General features: G+C 71.9%; 12 protein-coding genes and 1 rRNA gene. 5 read left to right on the top strand and 8 right to left on the bottom strand.

What is annotated here, in order from left to right; all coding sequences use genetic code 11:
- Nucleotides 1–84 precede the first annotated feature (84 nt).
- From AC067N_RS09435 to mtnA, 7 genes are all read right to left on the bottom strand, one after another.
- Nucleotides 85–831, bottom strand: coding sequence for a response regulator (locus tag AC067N_RS09435; RefSeq protein ID WP_478678273.1), 747 nt, complete (start codon nt 829–831; stop codon nt 85–87).
- Nucleotides 832–1,036: 205 nt separating this feature from the next.
- Nucleotides 1,037–1,729: a ribosome hibernation-promoting factor, HPF/YfiA family gene (hpf, locus tag AC067N_RS09440; RefSeq protein ID WP_478678274.1), complete on the bottom strand. Its 693-nt coding sequence runs from the start codon at nt 1,727–1,729 to the stop codon at nt 1,037–1,039.
- A gap of 314 nt (nt 1,730–2,043) precedes the next feature.
- Nucleotides 2,044–2,919, bottom strand: a complete 876-nt coding sequence (locus tag AC067N_RS09445; RefSeq protein WP_478678275.1) for a ComF family protein — start codon at nt 2,917–2,919, stop codon at nt 2,044–2,046.
- A 325-nt stretch (nt 2,920–3,244) separates the two neighbouring features.
- Nucleotides 3,245–5,071, bottom strand: coding sequence for an LpqB family beta-propeller domain-containing protein (locus tag AC067N_RS09450; protein WP_478678276.1), 1,827 nt, complete (start codon nt 5,069–5,071; stop codon nt 3,245–3,247).
- Nucleotides 5,061–7,133 (bottom strand): MtrAB system histidine kinase MtrB, encoded by a 2,073-nt coding sequence (mtrB, locus tag AC067N_RS09455; protein WP_478678277.1) that lies wholly within the window; start codon nt 7,131–7,133, stop codon nt 5,061–5,063. The genes AC067N_RS09450 and mtrB overlap by 11 nt, the downstream gene beginning before the upstream one ends.
- Nucleotide 7,134: 1 nt before the next feature.
- Nucleotides 7,135–7,824, bottom strand: a complete 690-nt coding sequence (mtrA, locus tag AC067N_RS09460; protein WP_206187907.1) for an MtrAB system response regulator MtrA — start codon at nt 7,822–7,824, stop codon at nt 7,135–7,137.
- Nucleotides 7,825–7,832: 8 nt separating this feature from the next.
- Nucleotides 7,833–8,978 (bottom strand): S-methyl-5-thioribose-1-phosphate isomerase, encoded by a 1,146-nt coding sequence (gene mtnA / locus AC067N_RS09465; RefSeq protein WP_478678278.1) that lies wholly within the window; start codon nt 8,976–8,978, stop codon nt 7,833–7,835.
- 140 nt (nt 8,979–9,118) lie between these two features.
- Here mtnA and AC067N_RS09470 point away from each other — a divergent pair, with 140 nt between their 5' ends.
- Genes AC067N_RS09470 through AC067N_RS09490 form a run of 5 tightly spaced genes read left to right on the top strand, consistent with a single transcriptional unit; the run spans nt 9,119 to nt 14,654 of the window.
- Nucleotides 9,119–10,432, top strand: a complete 1,314-nt coding sequence (locus tag AC067N_RS09470; RefSeq protein ID WP_478678279.1) for a DUF7847 domain-containing protein — start codon at nt 9,119–9,121, stop codon at nt 10,430–10,432.
- A 4-nt stretch (nt 10,433–10,436) separates the two neighbouring features.
- A complete protein-coding gene (locus AC067N_RS09475; RefSeq protein ID WP_478678280.1) occupies nt 10,437–11,165 on the top strand; it encodes a DUF4129 domain-containing protein in 729 nt (242 codons plus the stop codon).
- Nucleotides 11,162–12,355, top strand: coding sequence for a DUF4350 domain-containing protein (locus tag AC067N_RS09480; RefSeq protein WP_478678281.1), 1,194 nt, complete (start codon nt 11,162–11,164; stop codon nt 12,353–12,355). The genes AC067N_RS09475 and AC067N_RS09480 overlap by 4 nt, the downstream gene beginning before the upstream one ends.
- Nucleotides 12,355–13,344 (top strand): AAA family ATPase, encoded by a 990-nt coding sequence (locus AC067N_RS09485; RefSeq protein ID WP_478678317.1) that lies wholly within the window; start codon nt 12,355–12,357, stop codon nt 13,342–13,344. Before AC067N_RS09480 ends, AC067N_RS09485 begins: the two co-directional genes overlap by 1 nt.
- Nucleotides 13,344–14,654, top strand: coding sequence for a DUF58 domain-containing protein (locus tag AC067N_RS09490; protein WP_478678282.1), 1,311 nt, complete (start codon nt 13,344–13,346; stop codon nt 14,652–14,654). The genes AC067N_RS09485 and AC067N_RS09490 overlap by 1 nt, the downstream gene beginning before the upstream one ends.
- 113 nt (nt 14,655–14,767) lie before the next feature.
- On the opposite strand, the gene rrf is transcribed toward AC067N_RS09490, so the two are convergent.
- Nucleotides 14,768–14,862 (bottom strand): 5S ribosomal RNA (gene rrf, locus AC067N_RS09495); the annotation flags it as partial.

The raw sequence follows: 14,862 nt of genomic DNA on the forward strand, positions 1-14,862 counted from the left end.
ACCGGTCCGGTCCCGGCCGGCGGGTCGCGGGGGCTGCTCCCGGCCGGCTGTTCCCGCGCGGCCGGACCGGTACGCGACCGGGGGTCAGCGGATCTCGAGGATCTTCTCCCGCATGGCGTACACCACGGCCTCCATCCTGGAGTGCAGCTGCAGCTTCTCCAGGATGTTGCGCACGTGGTTCTTCACGGTGTTCTCGGAGATGAACAACTCCTTGGCGATGTCCCGGTTGTTCATCCCGGTCGCCACGAGCTTGAGGACCTCCAGCTCCCGGTCGGTCAGCCGAGGCGCCGGCACCAGCCGCCGCTCGTCGGTCCGCTGGATCATCGACTTGAACTCGGTGAGGAGCTTCGACGCCATGGACGGGCTGATCTGCGACTGCCCGTCGGCGACCGCGCGGATCGCCGTGGCCACCTCGTCCGTGGAGATCTCCTTGAGGAGGTAGCCCGTCGCCCCGGCCTTGATCGCGTCGTAGAGGTCGGCCTCCTCGTCGCTGATCGTCAGCATGATGATCTTCGCGCTGGGGGCCACCTCCTTGATGGAGGTGCACGCCTCGATCCCACCGCGCTTGGGCATCCTGACGTCCATCAGCACGATGTCGGGCAGCAGGTCGGCGGCCTTGTCGACCGCCTCCGCCCCGTCGCCGGCCTCGCCGACGACCTGGATGTCCTCCTCGGCGGCGAGCACGATCTCCAGACCGCGGCGGAAGAGCGCGTGATCGTCCACGACAAGGACACGGATGGGCTCCTTGCGGCCGCCCGCTCCGGGGCCCATGCCGACGGAATCCTCGTCGGCCTCCGCGTCACGCATCGGTCCGAAGCTGCTGTCCGCCATCGTTCCTCCCCCTGAAGGCCGTGGCCTGTGTTTCTGTGCCATCGCCAACCCAAGGCAACGACCCGCCGGTTGGGGCCGGTTCGGCCATGATTTCATGCCGGGGCGACAGTGCGGTGACAGAGCGGGCCTCCAGGGGTGGCACACCGGTGCCCCTGGGGGCGCACGCGCGCTCCAGGGGCACCGGCGCAGCTGTCACCCGGCGCGGTCAGCCTCCGAGCGTGCCGCCCGCATCGTTCGAGTGCACCTCTGTGACCATCGGGTCCGTGCTGAGGTGGATGACGCCGTAGTCGTAGGCGTGCCGCCGGTAGACGACGCTCGGTTCCTTGGTCTCGGAGTCGACGAACAGATAGAAGTCGTGCCCGACCAGCTCCATCTCGTACAGCGCCTGGTCGAGGCTCATCGGTGACGCGACATGGGTCTTCTCACGGACGACGAGGGGGCCTTCGCCCTTCACTTCGAGCGAGCCGATCCGCTTGGTGGGCACGCCGTCGGTCTTCTCCTCCTCGACGACATATCCGTTGCCGTTGAGAGTCGCCACGCCCGGGACGTGGTCGGCGACCTCGGCGGCCGTGAGCCTGCGCGCGCCCCGGCGCGTGTAACGCTTGTCGTGCTGCTTGCGCAGCCGGGCCTCGAGCTTGTCCGCCGCGAGGTCGAGCGCCGCATACGGATCGCTCGCCGCGGCCTCCGCCCGGATCACCGGTCCGCGGGAGCGGAGCGTGATCTCCACTCGGTCACTGCGGTCGGCCTGTCGGGGGTTGGGCTCCTTGGACACCTCGACGTCGAGGCTGATCACCTTGCCATCGAGCTTCTGGATCTTCTCCAGCTTCAGCTTCTCGGCCACGTGCTTGCGGAACCGCTCGGGCACCTCGGTCTTGCGGCCCTTGACGACGATGTCCACGCAGAACTCCGTTCCCGGATCGCTCCGCTCCACTGGCGGAGCATCTCCCTTGTGCACCAGGTTCCGGCTACTTCCGGAACCGCGGACTCGGTGACTCCACCTCCTCCTCCCCCGTGGACGAGATCTCCACCCCACCGATACGGGTGATTACAGAAATCCCGCAGCACGGCATCCGGATATGTGGTGAACGGCCGGGGCCATTCCCTCACAACCGAACATATCTCGCCCGGGCGGATGGCGTCACCCTCTACCGAGACGTACCTCCGTTCAGGTGAATTGACCCTCGCATTACCTGCAACGATGGAAGTTCTCTGTCAGTTCCGGTTTATCTGGAAAGCATCCGGCGGCGCGGCGACGACCGCCGCGCACAGCCCCTCACCTGCACGGTCCACCCCGTGGATTCCTCTGGCGCCCCGGGACCGGACCGCGTTCCTCACCGTTCGCCCAGCGCCTTTCCCCTCTGGCGCCGACGACACCCCCCATCTGTCATGTGCCGCCCGGACCGCCCGTGCCGCCTCCGCGAGCGACGCCCCGGTGGTCATCAGGTCGTCGACGAGCACGACCCGGCCGTCGCCCAGCAAGGTGACGCCTCCGGCGGCCACCTCCAAGGCGCCCGCCAGGTTGTCCAGCCGCTGCCGGGAGTCCAGCCCCGACTGGTCGGCCACGGCCCGCCGCTGCCGCAGCACCGCGAGCACCCGGGCCGGCGTCCCGGCGCGCCTCAGCACGCGGGCCGCCGAAAGCGCGATCCGCCGTGCCGGGTCGTGCCCGCGCGCCCGAACCGCCCGTCGCGCGGAGGGCACCGGAACGAGCAGCACGTCCCCACCCGCACCGCTCCCCTCACCCGCCGCCGAAGCCCCACGCCTCCGCGGGCGGTCCTCGGCGCCCCCGGTCCACGGCTCACCCAGACTCGCCCGCACGGCCCCCGCCAAGGCCGTGCCGAGCGGTTCGGCGAGCGCCAGGGCACCTCTCTCCTTGTGCGCGAGCAGCGCCGCCCGGACCGCGTCCTCGTACGGAGCCGCCGCGTGCACCTCGGGCAGCCCGACCGGCTCCGGCACCGGTCGCACCCGGCTCGGCAGGGCCCCCATCAGGGCGGCGCGGCACTCCGGACAGAGCACCTCGCGAGGCCTCCCGCAGCCTCCGCACTCGGCCGGAAGCACCAGATCCGTGAGGTCCTGCCACCACCCCCGCATGCCCACCACTGTGCCCCCGCGTACGCGGCCCTGCCACCCCTGTGGAAAACCCCCTGTGGACAACTCACCGAAACAGCAACGGCGTTCACCCACACGGGTAAGCCCGGTGCGCGGAAGGCCGTGGGGCACTTTCTGAAGGCCCCGCCACCGGCGCGGCACGGCCTTCGAGCAGTCGTGCGGCAGGTCGGCCGAGCGGTCCTCCCGAAGGATCCCGGCCGGTCCTCCCGAAGGATCCCGGCCGGTCCTCCCGAAGGATCCCGGCCGGTCCTCCCGAAGGGTCCCAGCCGGTCCTCCCGAAGGGTCCCGGCCGGTCCTCCGGGAGGACTCACCCCGGATAGACCGGAGCCGTCCCCTCCTTGACCACCGTCTGCCACTGCTCCCCGGGGGCCAGCCGGACGATGCCGTCCGCGGAGTGCGCGACCAGCGGCTGGCTCTCGTCCTCGGACGCGGCGATCTCCTCCACCCCGGTCAGCGCGGAGGGCGCGGGACCCGGCATCGTGGAGCCGTCGACCTGCACGTACCGCGTCTGCTGCACCCCTCCGGACTCCCGGCCGACCACCACGAGCCGGCTGTCACCGGCCCACGACATGGCCGAGACGTCCTCGAGGTCCGGTGTCACGGAGCGCGGATCGACGATGGAGACGGTGGTGCCGTCCGCGTCCGCGTCCCGCTCGACGCGCCCGATGAACAGCGACCGCTCGCCGCCCTTCTCCACGATCAGCGCCACCCGCACCCCGTCGGCGGCCACGCGCACCGCCTCGATGCGCCCGTCGAGCCCGGTCGTCCGCACCTCCAGCGGCTCGCCCATGCCGTCCGCCAGGACCAGCAGACGCGGCTTCCCGGGATCGCGGTCGGCCACCCACAGATCGCCACGCCCGTCCCAACTGGGCGTCGTCAGCCGGTCCTTCGCTGTGGCACCCGCGCTGCGCAGCACCGGTTCGCCGATGGCGCCGCCCGACGTCAGCGGCGCCACGTACAGCGCGCTCCCGTCGGTCGACACCCCGGCCGCCCGCTCCTCGTCCCGCGACACGGCGGCCGACCGCAGCTGCTTCACACCCTCGCCGAGATCGCCCGGAACCGGCGTGGGCGTGCTCTCCCTCGCGGACAGCCGCACAAGCCTGTGCTCGCCGTCGATGAAGTACTCGTACTCGATGCCCTTGCCTGGCCGGCGCACGGCGTCGAGGTCGGTCTCGCTCTCGCCGAGCGCGCACAGCTGCGCCCCGGTCGAGCCCTGGAGCTCCACCTCGTCGATGCCGTTGGGCATGTAGTCGCGGAGCGTGTACAGGAGCTGGGCCGCCATCTCCTGGCATCTGCTCGCCGAGACCCGGTCGGCCTTGGCGTTGAGCGGCACGACCAGTCTGTTCTGCTCGTCGGGCGTCAGATGCGCGGTGCCCTTCCGCAGTGCCGTGCCCGAGGGGAAGCTGGTCCTCGCGACCCAGTTGAGCCAGCGGGTCGGGCCCTTCAGCAGATCCCGTACGACCTGGGTCACCGGGTCGACCTGGCTGCGCACGTACACCGGGTCGGCGACCGTCCCCGCCTCACCCGACTGCGCGGCGGAGGTGAAGTAGTACTTGTTGATCGACTTGTAGTTCCGCTCGAAGTCGGACCTGCCGAGCACCACACCCTGCGGCAGCTTGTCGATGCGCCACTGCCGGGTGTCCTTCACCTTCACCTTCGTGAGGTGCACGGTCTCCTGGTACTCACCGCTGGCGGGCGTGTAAGCGTGCTGCCCGTCCACACGGGCGACCTTCTTGCCGCTCAGCTCGTACCGGTACTCGGTGGTCTCCGGCTCGCTCCCCGTGACCTGCGTGAACGGGGAGGGTGCCTCGGCCAGGACCATGGTCGACGTGCCCGGATCCCACTTCTTCAGCGCGTCACCGGTCAGATACTTGCGGGCCGTCTCGTAGTTCGGGTCATCGCTGGTGAGGGCCTCCAGGAAGCCCTGCACGATCTCCCGGGGCTGGGCGTCCTCAGCGGGCGGCAGCGCGAAGACCCGCACCTGCGTGTCCTGCCGCGGAGTCGACTCGACGTCGCTCATGTCCCCGCTGTCCGGCATCGAGGCACACCCCGCCAGCAGTACGGCACCGATGCCCACGTACGCCGTCGCCCGCCCCGGACGCCCACGGCCGCGTTTCGCGCGGTCAGCGCCCACGGAATGCCTCCCCCTGCTTCTCGTGCTGCTGGTCGGAGCCGGCCGCGGAGAGCCGGTCCTCCGCGTGCCCCGCGTCCTCGCCCGCCCGCTGCGCGGGCGGTGCGGTGGGCGTGCCCGGCCGGGACACCACACGCGCGCCGTTCCCGGGCAGCGCCGTCGGATCGGCCGTGGGCACCTGCCCGCCGCCCGGCCGCGGCCCTATGGCCGCCCTGGCGACCCCGTGCTCCCCCGCCTGCACCGGCACCGTGGCCAGCTTGCCGCCGGCGGGCCGCGCGGCGCCGTCGCCGAGGCCGTGGTTGCGCCGGGAGTCCTTCGGTTCCAGGGGTATCGGAGAGCCGCGCAGCGGTTCGTCCGCCGTCCTCGGCAGGGTCAGCCGGAACTGCGAACCGCCGCCCGGCTCGCCCCACGCCTGCAGCCAGCCGCCGTGCAGCCGGGCGTCCTCCAAGGCGATGGACAGCCCCAGTCCCGTACCGCCGGTGGTACGCGCGCGCGCCGGGTCGGCCCGCCAGAAACGGCTGAACACCCGCGTCGCCTCGCCCGGCTTGAGCCCCACGCCGTAGTCGCGCACCGCGACCGCGACGGCTCCGCCCGCAGCCGCCAGCTTGACCACGACGTCCTTGCCCTCGCCGTGCTCCACGGCGTTGACCACGAGGTTGCGCAGCACCCGCTCCACCCGCCGGGCGTCGGCCTCGGCGACGACGGGCTGCTGGTCGCCCAGGACCCGTATCCGCGTCCCCTTGCGCTCGGCGAGCGGCTCGGCCCCGCTGACGACCTTCCGCACGACTTCACGCAGGTCTATCGGCTCGGCCTCCAGGGCCGCCGCGCCCGCGTCGAACCTGCTGATCTCCAGCAGGTCCGACAGCAGCGACTCGAACCGGTCCAGCTGGTCGGCGAGCAGCTCGGCCGACCGCGCGGTCACCGGGTCGAAGTCCACACGCGCGTCATGGATGACGTCCGCCGCCATCCGGACGGTCGTCAGCGGCGTCCGCAGCTCGTGCGAGACGTCGGAGACGAACCGCCGCTGCATCCGCGACAGGTCCTCCAGCTGGCTGATCTTCAGCTGCAGGTTCTGCGCCATCTTGTTGAAGGCCTCACCGAGGCGCGCGATGTCGTCCTCACCGCTGACCTTCATCCGCTCCTGAAGGCGCCCGGCGGACAGCCGCTCGGCGATCCCCGCCGCCATCCGCACGGGCGTGACGACCTGGCGCACCACGAGCCAGGCGATGGCCCCGAGCAGGACGACGACGAACAGCCCGGCCGTCGCCAGCGTGCCCTTGACCAGGCTGAGGGACTTCTCCTCCTGGGTGAGCGGGAAGAGGTAGTAGAGCTGGTACGGCCTGCCGTTCGGGTCGCTGACCTGCTTGCCGATGATCAGCGCCGGCTGCGACTCCTGACCGTTGGTGTAGAAGATCCGCGTATAGCTCTGTACGGCGCTGGTGCCGTCGTCGACGCGCTCGCGCAACGCCACCGGCACGCTGAGATCCCAGGCCACACCACCCGAGGCGCGCGGACCGAGCCCGCCGGTCTCGCCGTCCGCGGAGGCCGGGCTGAGCGTCACGACGTCGAACGCGCCCTGTCCACCGCTGGACAGGGAGTTCACCAGGTTGGTCATCCACTCGACGACGTTCTGCACCCGGTCGCCGCCCAGCTCGGCACTGTCGTTACCGGCCCCGCTCGCCGCGCTGTCGGACCGCTGCTGGGCCACCGTGAACCCGCCCGTGGCCTGGCTCTGCGCGGCCTTGACCTTGGCGTCCAGCAGCCCGTTGCGCACCTGGCCGATGACGACGAAGCCGAGCAGCAGCACCACGCTGAGCGACATCAGCAGCGTCGTGACGACGATCCTGAGCTGGATGTTGCGTCGCCACAGCCGCATCACGGGCAGCAGGGGGCGGCGCACCCAGCGCATGAAGAGCCTCAGGACCGGGCTGCCGTGGACTCCGCCCTGCAGCAGCCCGCCCTCGAGAAAACGCCCCCAGCGGGAACCCGACGTCTTCCGGCCGACAGGCCGCTCCGTGCGGGTCCCGGACTGACCGGGCGCCGAAGCGGCGCTGTCCCCGGGCATGTCAGCTGGGTCCTGCCTTGTATCCGACACCACGGACAGTCACCACGATCTCCGGCCGCTCCGGGTCCTTCTCGACCTTGGAACGCAGCCGCTGCACATGAACATTCACCAGACGGGTGTCCGCCGCATGGCGGTACCCCCAGACCTGCTCCAGCAGGACCTCTCGAGTGAACACCTGCCACGGCTTCCGCGCCAGCGCCACCAGAAGATCGAACTCCAGCGGCGTCAGCGCGATCGACTGCCCGTCGCGCTTCACGGAGTGCCCGGCAACGTCGATGACCAGGTCGCCTATGGCGAGCTGCTCCGGCGCCGGCTCCTCCGACCTGCGCAGCCGCGCCCGGATCCGCGCCACCAGTTCCTTCGGCTTGAACGGCTTGACGATGTAGTCGTCCGCGCCCGACTCCAGGCCCACGACCACATCGACGGTGTCGCTCTTCGCCGTGAGCATCACGATCGGCACCCCGGACTCCGCCCTGATCAGGCGGCACACCTCGATCCCGTCCCGGCCCGGCAGCATCAGATCGAGCAGCACCAGATCCGGTTTGACCTCTCGGAACGCGGCCAGCGCCTTGTCGCCGTCGGCTACGAAAGACGGCTCAAAACCTTCACCACGCAGCACGATGCCGAGCATCTCGGCCAGTGCGGTGTCGTCGTCGACGACAAGGACTCGTCCCTTCATAAACGACATCATCCCATTAACTAAATCGTTACCTGTCGTGACCTGCCACACAGCTCCGCGAGGGCACCGGCCGTCACCGGCGACACCGCCCCCTCCTCGGTGACGATCGCCGTCACCAACTCCGGCGGTGTCACATCGAACGCCGGGTTGTACGCCTGGGTCCCCAGAGGTGCCACCGGAATACCGCCTCCCGCCTCCGCTCCCGCCACCGGCACCTGGGGCGCTGTGATCTCCGTCACTTCATGCCCCGCGCGCTGCTCCACCTCGATGGACGCCCCGTCGGGGGTGTCCGGATCCACCGTCGTCAACGGAGCCACCACGATGAACGGAACATGGTGGTACCGGGCCAGCACCGCGAGCGGATACGTCCCCACCTTGTTCGCCACCGAACCGTCGGCGGCTATCCGGTCGGCCCCCACGAGCACCGCGTCGACCTCTCCGGCCGCGAACAGCGAGCCCGCCGCGTTGTCCGTGAGCAAGGTGTACGCCATCCCGCTGCGCGCCGCCTCGTACGCCGTGAGCCGGGCGCCCTGGAGCAGCGGCCGGGTCTCGTCCACCCACAGCCTGCGCAGCCGCCCCGCCCGGTGCGCCGCGAGCGCCACCGCGAACGCCGTGCCCTCACCGCCCGACACCAGTGCTCCGGTGTTGCAGTGCGTGAGCACGCGGTGCCCGCCGCCGGGCAGCAGTTCGTCGAGCAGCGCCATCCCGTGCCGGGCCATGCGGGTACTGGCCTCGGCGTCCTCCCGGTGCAACGCCCGCGCGGCGGCGAGGGCGGCCTCCGCGGCCTGCTTCTGGTCGCCCGTCCGACCGAGTTCGGCCAGGTACGCGCCCTGCGCACGCCGCACCCCGACGGAGAGGTTCACCGCGGTCGGCCGGGCACCCGCCAGCGCCTCGGCGGCCTCCTCCACCGCGAAACCCCGCGCGGCGGCGAGCGCGACGCCGTACGACCCGGCGATGCCCAGCAGCGGCGCCCCGCGGACGGCGAGCGAACGTATCGCCTCCACCAGCGCGGACGCGTCCGTGCACACCAGCTCGACCTCCTCGGCCGGCAGTCTCGTCTGGTCCAGCAGGACCACGACGGGGCCTTCGGGTGGCTCCTCCCATCGGATCGCAGGGGTCTCGGTCGGCCGGGTGTCGTCGCCGGTTCGCGCGTACTGATCAGCCATGCGGCCAGTCTGCCCCGTATCCGACGGACAATTGAAGGTGCGCAGCCCATACGGCCCCTCGTCCCTTCCCGGACACCGCGTGGCACGATGGGCGCCAACCTGCCGCCGCGACCGCGGACGAGCACCGTGAAGGAGCGACGATGAAGGACACTCCGGGCTGGGCCTCGCCCGGATCGACCCCCTCGGACGGCCAGGACGCGGGCCGGCAGGACACCCCGCAGCCGGCCGACCAGAGCGGAGCGGATCAGACCCAGCCGCCGTCCAAGTGGTCCAAGGAGCAGCCCCCGCCGGCCCAGTGGAGCAATCCGAGCCCGCAGGCCCCCGGCCAGGCCCCGCCACCCTCGCAGCCCGCCCCGGGCTGGGGCGGCCACCCCGGCGGCCCGCAGCCCGGCCCCGGCGGCTACGGCCCGCCCGGCGGCTACGGCCCGCCCGGCTGGGGCGGCGGATGGGGCGGGCCCCCGCCCGCGGCCAAGCCCGGTGTGATCCCGCTGCGCCCCCTCGGCGTCGGTGAGATCCTCGACGGCGCGGTCTCCACCATGCGCACCTACTGGCGCACGGTCCTCGGGATCTCCCTGACCGTCGCCGTCGTCACCCAGATCGCGGTCATCCTGCTCCAGGGCCTCGTCCTCAACGACGCGGCGAACGCGGACGTCCTCAGCGACCCCACCGCCACACCCGGCGAGCTGAGCCGCGCCCTCGGCGAGACCCTGCTGAGCACCTCGGCGGTCCTGGTGATCTCCCTGCTCGGCACCATCATCGCGACGGCCCTGCTCACGACGGTGACCAGCCGAGCCGTCCTCGGCAGGTCGGTGACGACCGGCGAGGCTTGGCGGGACGCCCGGCCCCAACTCCTCCGGCTGGGCGGCCTCACCCTGCTGCTGCCCCTGATCGCCGTACTGATCATGACCGTCGGCGTCCTGCCCGGCATCCTCCTGGTCGCCGGGGGCGCGGAAGGCGCGGGCGTGGCCCTCGCCCTGTTCGGCGGACTCGGCGGCTTCGTCCTCGCCGTGTGGCTGATGATCCGCTTCTCGCTCGCCTCGCCCGCGCTGATGCTGGAGAAGCAGGGCGTCCGCAAGTCCCTGGGCCGCTCCGTCAAGCTGGTGCGTGGCTCCTGGTGGCGTGTCCTCGGCATCCAGCTGCTGGCCGCGATCATCGCCTACGTAGTGGCGTCGATCGTCGTGATCCCGTTCGCCGTCCTCGGCACGGCCCTGGACGGGGAGGGTTTTTCCGGCCTCCTCACCGGCGGCACCGGACTCGGCTGGACGTACCTCGTCATCAGCGGCGTCGGCTCGGTCATCGGCTCCACGATCACCTTCCCGATCAGCGCGGGCGTCACCGTGCTGCTCTACATCGACCAGCGCATCCGCCGCGAGGCACTCGACCTCGAACTGGTCCGTGCCGCGGGCGTGCAGGACTACGGCGGCAACGCCTCCACCGCCACCCCGGGGAGCTGATGCGGTGAGACTCTCGGGGGGAGTTCCGACCGCCGTCCCCGTCGCCTGGCGCTCGGCGGACGAACCACCGGTCACCCTCCCGCGCGACCCCGCGCGGGAGGCGGCCCGGCGCGAGCTGTCCAAGGGCATGTACCACGAGAACGACCCCAGTTGGTACGAGCGCGCCATGGACGCCTTCTGGAAGTGGGTGGACGAACTGTTCGGCGCCGCCTCCGCCGCCACTCCCGGTGGCGCGATCGGCCTCGTCGTCATCGTCCTGGCCGTCCTGGCTCTCATCGGTGCGCTGTGGTGGCGCCTCGGCACCCCGCGCCGCGCCCCCGCCGCCTCCGCCCAGCTCTTCGACGACCGCCCCCGCAGCGCCGCCGAACACCGCGCGGCCGCCGAGGCGCAGGCCGCCCAGGGCCTCTGGAACCAGGCCGTCCAGGAGCGCATGCGCGCGGTGGTCCGCTCCCTGGAGGAACGCGCCCTCCTCGATGTCCGCCCGGGCCGTACCGCCGACGAGGCCGCTTCCGAGGCCGGCCGTGTGCTCCCCGCCCACGCGGACCGTCTCGGCATCGCCGCCCGGGACTTCGACGACGTCACATACGGCGGCCGGCCCGCGGCCGAAGGAACGTACCGCCACCTCGCCGCCCTCGACGACGACCTGGAGCGTGCCAAGCCCGCTCTGGCCGGCAGCAGTGCCCGGAGCACGACGAGCACCGCACACAACAGCCGCCGGGGGGCCGCCGAATGACCGCTGAGGCCACGCTCCCGAACACCTCGGCCTCGCCCACCGCGCGACAACTGTGGGGCCGTGCACGCGGTGTCGTCATCGCCGCCGTGATCCTGCTGGCCGCGGCCGTCGTGATCGCGGTCATCCGCTCCGGCGCCGAACACGGCCGCCTCGACCCGCGCTCCGCCGACCCCACCGGCAGCCGCGCGATCGCCGAACTCCTCGACGACAACGGCGTGTCCACCCGCGTGGTCACCACCCTCGACGAGGCGACCGCCGCCGCGGCTCCCGACGCGACCCTCCTGATCGCCGTCCCGGACCTGCTCACCGAGTCCCAGCAGAGCCGCCTGCGCACGGCGACGACGGCCTCCGGCGGCCGCACGGTCCTGGTCGCCCCCGGCATTCCGTCGGTGGGCACCCTCGCCCCCGGTGTCACCGCCGACGCCGCCCCCAGCTTCGACTCCACGCTCGCGCCCCGCTGCGACCTGCCCGCCGCCCGCCGCGCGGGCTCCGCCGACCTCGGCGGTGTGCGCTACCAGGTCACCACCCGCGACGCCGACACCTGCTACCCCGAGAGCGGCCTGCCCAGCCTCGTACGCCTCCCGGCGGACGAGGGAGGCGGCGACACCGTCGTCATCGGCGCCCCCGACATCCTCTACAACGACCGCCTCGACGAGCAGGGCAACGCCTCCCTCGCCCTGCAACTCCTCGGCTCGCGCCCCCATCTGGTCTGGTACCTCCCCTCGCTCTCCGACGACTCGGCCGCCGACGCCGGCGACCGCAGCTTCTTCGACCTGCTCCCCTCGGGCTGGCTCTGGGGCACCCTGCAACTGTTCGTCGCCGGCTTCATCGCCGTCCTCTGGCGGGCACGCCGACTGGGCCCCCTGGTGCCCGAGAGACTCCCGGTCGCGATCCGCGCCTCCGAGACCGTCGAGGGCCGCGCCCGCCTCTACCGCAAGGCCAACGCCCGTGACCGCGCGGCCGCCGCTCTTCGCTCCACCACCCGCACGCGCCTCGCCCCCCTCGTAGGTGTCCCCGTCTCCCGGGCGCACACGCCCGAGGCCCTGCTCCCGGCTCTGTCCTCCCACCTCCACGGCGACGGCCAGAGCCTGCACACCCTCCTCTTCGGCCCGCCGCCCGGCGACGACACGGCCCTCATCGCCCTCACCGACCAACTCGACGCCCTCGAAAGAGAGGTACGCCGTTCATGATGGACCCGACCACTGACAACGCCGGTGCCACCGGGGATCCGGGCGCCGCCCGGGCCTCCCTGGAGGCCCTGCGTGCCGAGATCGCCAAAGCCGTGGTCGGCCAGGACCCCGCCGTGACCGGCCTCGTCGTCGCCCTCCTGTGCCGCGGACACGTCCTCCTGGAAGGAGTCCCCGGGGTCGCCAAGACGTTGCTCGTCCGCGCCCTCGCGTCCGCACTGGAGCTGGACACCAAGCGCGTCCAGTTCACCCCGGACCTGATGCCGAGCGACGTCACCGGCTCCCTCGTCTACGACACCCGCACCGCCGAGTTCTCCTTCCAGCCCGGCCCGGTCTTCACCAACCTCCTCCTCGCGGACGAGATCAACCGCACCCCGCCGAAGACCCAGTCCTCCCTCCTGGAAGCCATGGAGGAGCGCCAGGTCACCGTCGACGGCACGCCCCGTCCCCTCCCCGACCCGTTCCTGGTCGCGGCGACCCAGAACCCGGTCGAGTACGAGGGCACGTATCCCCTGCCCGAAGCGCAGCTGGACCGTTTCCTCCTCAAGCTGACGGTCCCGCTTCCGTCCCGCCAGGACGAGATCGACGTACTCAACCGCCACGCTGCCGGCTTCAACCCTCGCGACCTGCGCGCCGCCGGCGTACGCCCCGTCGCGAACGCCGCCGACCTCGAAGCGGCACGCACGGCCGTGGCCAAGACGACCGTCTCCCCCGAGATCACCGCCTATGTCGTCGACATCTGCCGCGCCACCCGCGAGTCGCCGTCCCTCACTCTCGGTGTCTCCCCCCGAGGCGCGACGGCGCTCCTCTCGGCCTCCCGCGCCTGGGCCTGGCTGACGGGCCGCGACTACGTCATCCCCGACGACGTCAAGGCACTCGCGCTGCCGACGCTCCGCCACCGCGTCCAGCTCCGCCCGGAGGCGGAGATGGAAGGCGTGACGGCCGACTCGGTCATCAACGCGATCCTCGCCCACGTCCCCGTACCCCGCTGATGGCCCCCACCGGACGCGCCGCACTCCTCGCGGCCCTCGGCACCCTGCCCGTCGGCATCTGGGAACCCGGCTGGACCGGCATCCTCGCCGTGAACGCCCCCTTGGCCCTGGCGTGCGCCTGCGACTACGCCCTGGCTGCCCCCGTGCGCCGCCTGGGCCTCACACGCTCCGGCGACACCTCGACGCGCCTCGGCGAAACCGCAGACGTCACCCTGACGGTCACCAATCCCTCCAGGCGCCCGCTGCGCGCCCACCTGCGCGACGCCTGGCCCCCGAGCAGCTGGGTCCCCGGCACCGAGATCGCCGCCTCCCGGCACCGGCTCACCGTCCCGGCAGGCGAGCGACGCCGTGTCACGACCCGTCTGCGCCCCACGCGCAGAGGTGACCGCCAGGCCGACAGGGTCACGATCCGCTCGTACGGGCCTCTTGGTCTCTTCGCCCGCCAGGCCGGCCACAAGGTCGCTTGGACCGTACGCGTCCTCCCTCCGTTCACCAGCCGCAAGCACCTGCCGTCCAGGCTGGCCCGCCTGCGCGAACTGGATGGCCGTACCAGCGTCCTGACCCGGGGGGAGGGCACCGAGTTCGACAGCCTCCGCGAGTACGTCCCCGGCGACGACACCCGCTCGATCGACTGGCGGGCCACGGCCCGTCAGTCGGCGGTGGCTGTACGCACCTGGCGCCCCGAACGCGACCGCCACATCCTCCTCGTCCTGGACACGGGCAGGACCTCAGCGGGCCGCGTGGGCGACATCCCCCGCCTCGACGCCTCGATGGACGCCGCTCTGCTCCTGGCCGCGCTCGCCTCCCGCGCCGGTGACCGTGTGGATCTCATGGCCTATGACCGGCGTGTCCGTGCCCTCGTCCAGGGCCGTTCGGCGGGGGACGTCCTCCCGTCGCTGGTCAGCGCGATGGCTCCGCTCGAACCGGAACTCGTCGAAACGGATGCCCGTGGCCTCACCGCCACCGCACTCCGGACGGCCCCTCGACGCGCCCTGATCGTTCTGCTGACCAGCCTGGACGCCGCCCCCGTCGAAGAGGGTCTCCTCCATGTCCTGTCCGGCCTCACCCAGCGCCACACGGTCCTGGTGGCCTCCGTCTCCGACCCGCGCGTCGCCCGCATGGCGAACTCACGGGGCTCCACGGAGGCTGTGTACGAGGCCGCAGCGGCAGCCCAGGCCCAGACAGACCGCCACCGCACCGCGGAGCAACTCCGCCGCCGCGGCGTCACAGTCGTGGACGCGACCCCGGAAGACCTGGCGCCGGCCTTGGCTGACGCCTATTTGTCACTGAAGGCGGCTGGCCGTTTGTGATTCCTCCCTTCGGACAGCTCCGAAGGGAGGAGTGGGCACCCTTTGACTTTGAAAGAGGTCTCTAAACGCAGAAAGCCCCCGCCGGTTTCCCGGCAGGGGCTTTCTCAATGATTGTTCGGCGGCGTCCTACTCTCCCACAGGGTCCCCCCTGCAGTACCATCGGCGCTGTAAGGCTTAGCTTCCGGGTTCGGAATGTAACCGGGCGTTT

This window comes from Streptomyces sp. NPDC042364, assembly GCF_056437585.1.

What these genes read in the sequence shown, in the direction of transcription:
- AC067N_RS09490 (WP_478678282.1), top strand. Translation starts at nt 13,344, where the DNA reads ATGGCCCCCACCGGACGCGCCGCACTCCTCGCGGCCCTCGGCACCCTG.
- AC067N_RS09480 (WP_478678281.1), top strand. Translation starts at nt 11,162, where the DNA reads ATGACCGCTGAGGCCACGCTCCCGAACACCTCGGCCTCGCCCACCGCG.
- AC067N_RS09470 (WP_478678279.1), top strand. Translation starts at nt 9,119, where the DNA reads ATGAAGGACACTCCGGGCTGGGCCTCGCCCGGATCGACCCCCTCGGAC.
- mtrA (WP_206187907.1), bottom strand. Translation starts at nt 7,824, where the DNA reads ATGATGTCGTTTATGAAGGGACGAGTCCTTGTCGTCGACGACGACACC.
- mtnA (WP_478678278.1), bottom strand. Translation starts at nt 8,978, where the DNA reads ATGGCTGATCAGTACGCGCGAACCGGCGACGACACCCGGCCGACCGAG.
- AC067N_RS09485 (WP_478678317.1), top strand. Translation starts at nt 12,355, where the DNA reads ATGGACCCGACCACTGACAACGCCGGTGCCACCGGGGATCCGGGCGCC.
- AC067N_RS09445 (WP_478678275.1), bottom strand. Translation starts at nt 2,919, where the DNA reads ATGCGGGGGTGGTGGCAGGACCTCACGGATCTGGTGCTTCCGGCCGAG.
- mtrB (WP_478678277.1), bottom strand. Translation starts at nt 7,133, where the DNA reads ATGCCCGGGGACAGCGCCGCTTCGGCGCCCGGTCAGTCCGGGACCCGC.
- AC067N_RS09435 (WP_478678273.1), bottom strand. Translation starts at nt 831, where the DNA reads ATGGCGGACAGCAGCTTCGGACCGATGCGTGACGCGGAGGCCGACGAG.